5 protein-coding genes are annotated in these 4,574 nt (G+C 58.7%); 4 read left to right on the top strand and 1 reads right to left on the bottom strand.

From position 1 onward, the window contains the following. Window positions 1-405, top strand: a 405-nt coding sequence (locus ACMTNU_RS20100; RefSeq protein WP_413937076.1) for a tail fiber domain-containing protein, incomplete at its 5' end; no start/stop codon positions are given. On the opposite strand, the gene ACMTNU_RS20095 is transcribed toward ACMTNU_RS20100, so the two are convergent. Further along, complete coding sequence (locus ACMTNU_RS20095; protein ID WP_413937075.1) at window positions 402-665, bottom strand: hypothetical protein; 264 nt, start codon at window positions 663-665, stop codon at window positions 402-404. The two genes, ACMTNU_RS20100 and ACMTNU_RS20095, sit on opposite strands and share 4 nt — an antisense overlap. A gap of 51 nt (window positions 666-716) precedes the next feature. Here ACMTNU_RS20095 and ACMTNU_RS20090 point away from each other — a divergent pair, with 51 nt between their 5' ends. The 3 genes from ACMTNU_RS20090 to ACMTNU_RS20080 all read left to right on the top strand — a co-directional run. Then, window positions 717-1,274: a hypothetical protein gene (locus ACMTNU_RS20090; protein ID WP_413937074.1), complete on the top strand. Its 558-nt coding sequence runs from the start codon at window positions 717-719 to the stop codon at window positions 1,272-1,274. A gap of 25 nt (window positions 1,275-1,299) precedes the next feature. Next, on the top strand, window positions 1,300-2,037 hold the full coding sequence (locus ACMTNU_RS20085; protein ID WP_413937073.1) for a hypothetical protein: 738 nt from the start codon (window positions 1,300-1,302) through the stop codon (window positions 2,035-2,037). A gap of 3 nt (window positions 2,038-2,040) precedes the next feature. After that, window positions 2,041-4,574, top strand: a 2,534-nt coding sequence (locus ACMTNU_RS20080; protein ID WP_413937072.1) for a hypothetical protein, incomplete at its 3' end; no start/stop codon positions are given.

The following is a 4,574-nucleotide window of genomic DNA, read 5'->3' as shown; positions in this document are numbered from 1 at the left end:
CAAGACAACTACACCAGAGGGCTACAGTATCAGAGCAATGTCGCGGCAGGACAAGACCGCGCCGGATACATCAGTGGCGGCATGGGATTGGCTGGTATGCTTGGCGGTGCGATGTTGCTGTCAGATCCAGATGCGAAGACCGACGTTGAACCCATGAGTGACGCGGAGCTGTTGGCGCATGTTCGCAAGATGCCGGTGAAACGCTGGCGGTACAAGGACGATCCTGATGGCGTCCTGCACATTGGGGCCATGGCGGACACCATGCCGGAAACGGTTTCGACCGGCAAGGCGTTCGATCTGGTGTCGTATCTCGGGCTCCTGACGGGCAGCATCCGTGCGATTGACGAGAAAGTCAGTCAGATGGGAGATCCATGGACATCTTCGGCGCTCGCACTGGTGCGCTAATACAGGATATACGTGCCGTCCGGTCCGTACACGGCGTAGCCTCCACCGTTGTAGTAGGTCCTGCCGTCCGGCGTCCTGATGGCGTTCCATTGAGAACCGCCAGGGCCAGACATGCGAGGATAAGGAGGCATCGACGAGAGATGCGATGGCACATGGCAGTTTTCCATCGTTCGGCACGAAGGATACTGCTTGAGCGCATCTTCCATCGTGTACGCGCATCCAGTCGTGAGCACCAGGAGCAGTAGTAGGATTGTTCTCATGTCTATACCATAACCACGGTCAGGGGTTTCGTCAAGAGGGGAGGAGGAGCCATGGCATACGGAGTTGGACAGGGATTCGCACAGGGCGTTCAGAACATGCAAGGCATGATCTTGCCGATCTTGATGCAGAAGCAACAGCAAAAGCTGTATCGCGACAGGCTGGCGTTCGGCATGGGATGGGATGACGTTGGAGATGACGATGGCGGACGGGACACGAGCGGTATGAGCGGCAGGATGGCGACGGCCAGTGGACCCGTGACGGGCGTCAGGACGGACGGCAGCGGAACGCCCTATCAGACGACGCGGGATGCCGATCCGTCTAGTTTTATGGGCCGAATGTTTCAGCGGCGCAGTGGGCCGGAATACGCAACCCCCAATGCGATTCCTCCAACGAGTGCCGGGGCACTGGTGAGAGCGCAGCAATCAACCGTTCCAGTCATGCCAAGCCCGCTTCAACCCCAGGCTCAACCCATGATGGTTCGTCCACCGATCGTGAAGCAGCCGCGTAGCTTTGGTGAGCCGATGTACAGACAGCCATACCTCAGGATGGATGAAGATGTCCCGACTGAATCAAGGATGCGTAGGACGTTAGGCATTACTCGATATTAGCTGATGGTAGAAAGGAGAAAGGACCATGGGGGCATTAGCGCTACTTCGAGGCGAACGGTACGCCATTAATCCAGGAGATGAGTTTTCGGCAGAGGCAAGGCCGACGGGTGCGCTGGGTGCCCTTCCGAGCGCGGAACAGGCTCCGCAACCTCCCGTCCCGTCCATGTCGGTGGATCCTCTCGCGCAGGGGGATAGGTCGAATGCGTTGGCTCTCGTGCCGAGCGGTGGCGGGATGCCGTCTACAATGCCGCCACAGGGCATGAATGCCCAGCCGACAGGGATGGCGGTGGTGGCCTCGCAAGAGCAGCAGCAGACGCAATATCCTGACTGGTTCGACGACGAACAGAAAAAGCTGTACGAGCGCGGCAAGAAGATACGGCAAAACTATCAGCGAGCCGTTGACGCTCGTCGAAGGAGACGCCGTGCTGACAGAGACTACCAAAAGCTGTACAATCAGTTCGAGAAAAACAAGAACGAGCACGACCGATTGGAATATTTTCAGAAAGAGTACCCGGACATGTTTCAAACCGATGATCCGAGGACGCTCGGCATGATTCGGCAGCAGATGATGCACTTGAATGAGGCAAAGGTGGCCAGAGACAAAATGATGAAAATGCTTCAGCAGCATGGCATCAAGATCGGACCAAAGGACACGATCCCGGACTCCCTGTACGGCGATCAGGATGAGGAGGACCGGAAATTCGATGCGTTTGCCAAGCAAGGGCTCATGGATGCGATGTTCCAGGGAGACTCAGGTTATTAGACGATGCCCACACTGTCGGACTGGGACAACTGGATCGAACAGTCGAAAGCCAAGTTTGCGCCGTATGAAGTCCCCATTGAAGAGCGTGAACAGGCGATAACTGAAGGAGAAGTCGGCCAGTATCCGGGCGATGATCCAGAGAAGTTCCTGAAATCAGGGCGGAAAGACTTCGCCAAGCTCAAGTCTGACCGCCTCGCCCTCACCGATCAGGTCAAGAAAGCGAGAGCCAAGGAGAAAGAACTTCATCCCTATCCCAAGCTAGAGAGGGCATTTTCCGCCATCACGGGGAGCATTCCGCCGTTCCTGAGCCCTGACGTGCCGCAGGAACAGCAGGGAATGACGCCCGATACGGTGGCCCCTCCGCAGTCTGTTCCTGGCATCCCTCCACCATCACGACAGCCGATCCCGCAGCCGAAAGCCGCAGGCTCACGGTTCGCCCTCGATAATGGTTCCATCATCGACACGAAGCGGCAGGAACCTGTGACCCGCGATCAGTTTGAAATGTTGGCCAATCCACGGGAGCGCGATGAGATTGACCGACAGATGCAATCGGCAGCTCAGATACCGGCGCTTTCCACGGCGGCACCATCGGAGCCGTCTCGTTCCAGTCTGCCGATCCCACCAGTCAACCAAGCCTTAGAATCGATGCTCAAGAAAGTGAATCGTCGCTCGGCTGAGCTGGACCGTGACCGCAAGGGTCTTGACGCCATGCAGGCTCAGATGGATGCCCTTGAGCCGAAGTTGCAGATCAGGACGGGACAACAGCCCGTCATGACGGACGAGGCTCGGGCGCAGCATGACGCGATTCGACAGACGTTCAACCAGAAAGTGGATGCGTTCAACCAGAAGCGTAATGAATTCAATGCGCTGGTCAAGAAATATAATCGGGCTGTAGGCGACCATGCTCGCAAGCAGGTCACCCCGCAGATCAGGCCGACCATCAATCGGTTCGGCTCTTCGATGGATTTCTCGACACCTGACACCCTTCCGGCATCTGATGGAAAGTCCGCATCGATTCAATTCACGGATCGAGCGGGGAATCCAACGCGAACCGTGACGACAACGGCTCCTGCATCAACGCCTTCAGCCATGGATCTCGGGCGAGAGTTTGGCCGAGGGGTGCGTCGAGGCGTCAGTCAGACCGGGGCGCTGCTTGTCGGTGGTGCGTCGGCGTTAGCCGGTGCGGTTGGCGCACGCGATACAGCCGATACCTGGATGAAGACCTACGACGCCTTGCAGAAGGATGCGGCTGCCTATCCATCATCAGTATCGTGGGATCAGGCGTTGTCGAGTCCCGGTGCCTTTCTCTCGTACTCGGCTGGGGCCTTGGGCGAACAAGTGCCCGTGATGGCCAGCGTAGTGGCGACCGGCGGCGTTGGTTCGCTGGTTGGCCGATTGATCGGAAAGGGTATCATTAATCGCGCCGCCGGGCAGGCCGCGATACAGGCTGCCGATAAGTGGGCGCTCCATGGTGGATTTTCAGGAGCCGCCGCAGCCGGATCGGCCCTTGAGGCTGGCGGCATCTATGGGGAACAGCGAGAGGCAGGGCTTGAGCCAAGCCCGAAGACGGCGTTGGTCGGTGGTGCCGTCTCCGGTATTTTAGAATCAGCCGTTCCGTATGCGCTGGCTCGGGCCGCTGGCCTTGGTCCTGCGTTTACCAGCACGTTCATGAGGACCTTGCAGCAGAAGGGGCTCCTCACGCGCATGGCGTCGCTTGGAGCAGGCGCGGCAGTCGGCGAAGGCGCCACGGAAGCCGCACAGGAAGCCGTAGCGATTGCAGCGAGGAGGTTTGTCGATAGGAACTATGATGCGCTAGGGCCAGAGGTCAGCAATCGTATCCTTCAATCAGCCGTCACGGGCGCTATCGTTGGTGGGCCGTTTGGGTCTATGGCGGGGGTGTCGAAACCGAGGAACGTGCATGCGTCGGAAAGCCAGTTCCAGCCAGAGCCGAAACGCCTCGATGTCGGCGCATTGCGGGAGACACCACTACGATTCCCTGTGCAGCAGGCACCGACACCCGACCAGCTCATCAGATCGATTCCGCATGAATTGACGATCTCGCCACGATCTCCGTTCCTCGTGAAGCGCACGCCGACGGCCATTCAAGCATCCGTAACGCCAGAATCCGTCGTGCCGTCCGTGGTTCAGCCAGCCATACAGCAGGAGCGTGCCGCTGATCCAGGCATCACGCAACCACCCGCCCCGCATGTCACGCCGGAACCCATAGGACGGGAGCCATTGGTGATGAATCCTGCCCAGCAGGCGATGGCAACGGAAGTACCGGCCACGCCTGATGAGGTAGTGAGGCAGCCGAACATCGTGCAGGAGCAGGCCGTCCCCACGGTGCCGGTTCTGCTTGAGCCTGAACCTAGAGAGCCTACGATCATCCAGGAGCCGATTGTTCCGACCGGGAGGATATCTGGACAGGTAGGCCCATCGACCGAGGAGATTCATCGGCTTGCCGAACGCAAGGGAATTCCATGGGACAACAACCCTCAATTCATGGATCTCACGGAAGCCGTCACCGGCAAACGCCA

The organism is Nitrospira sp. BLG_1 (genome assembly GCF_047338595.1).
In the GTDB taxonomy this organism is placed as follows: domain Bacteria; phylum Nitrospirota; class Nitrospiria; order Nitrospirales; family Nitrospiraceae; genus Nitrospira_D.
The sequence above is the reverse complement of the archived record's forward strand: the minus strand, read 5'-3'. Positions and strand labels throughout refer to the sequence as shown.

What these genes read in the sequence shown, in the direction of transcription:
- ACMTNU_RS20095 (WP_413937075.1), bottom strand. Translation starts at nt 665, where the DNA reads ATGAGAACAATCCTACTACTGCTCCTGGTGCTCACGACTGGATGCGCG.
- ACMTNU_RS20090 (WP_413937074.1), top strand. Translation starts at nt 717, where the DNA reads ATGGCATACGGAGTTGGACAGGGATTCGCACAGGGCGTTCAGAACATG.
- ACMTNU_RS20085 (WP_413937073.1), top strand. Translation starts at nt 1,300, where the DNA reads ATGGGGGCATTAGCGCTACTTCGAGGCGAACGGTACGCCATTAATCCA.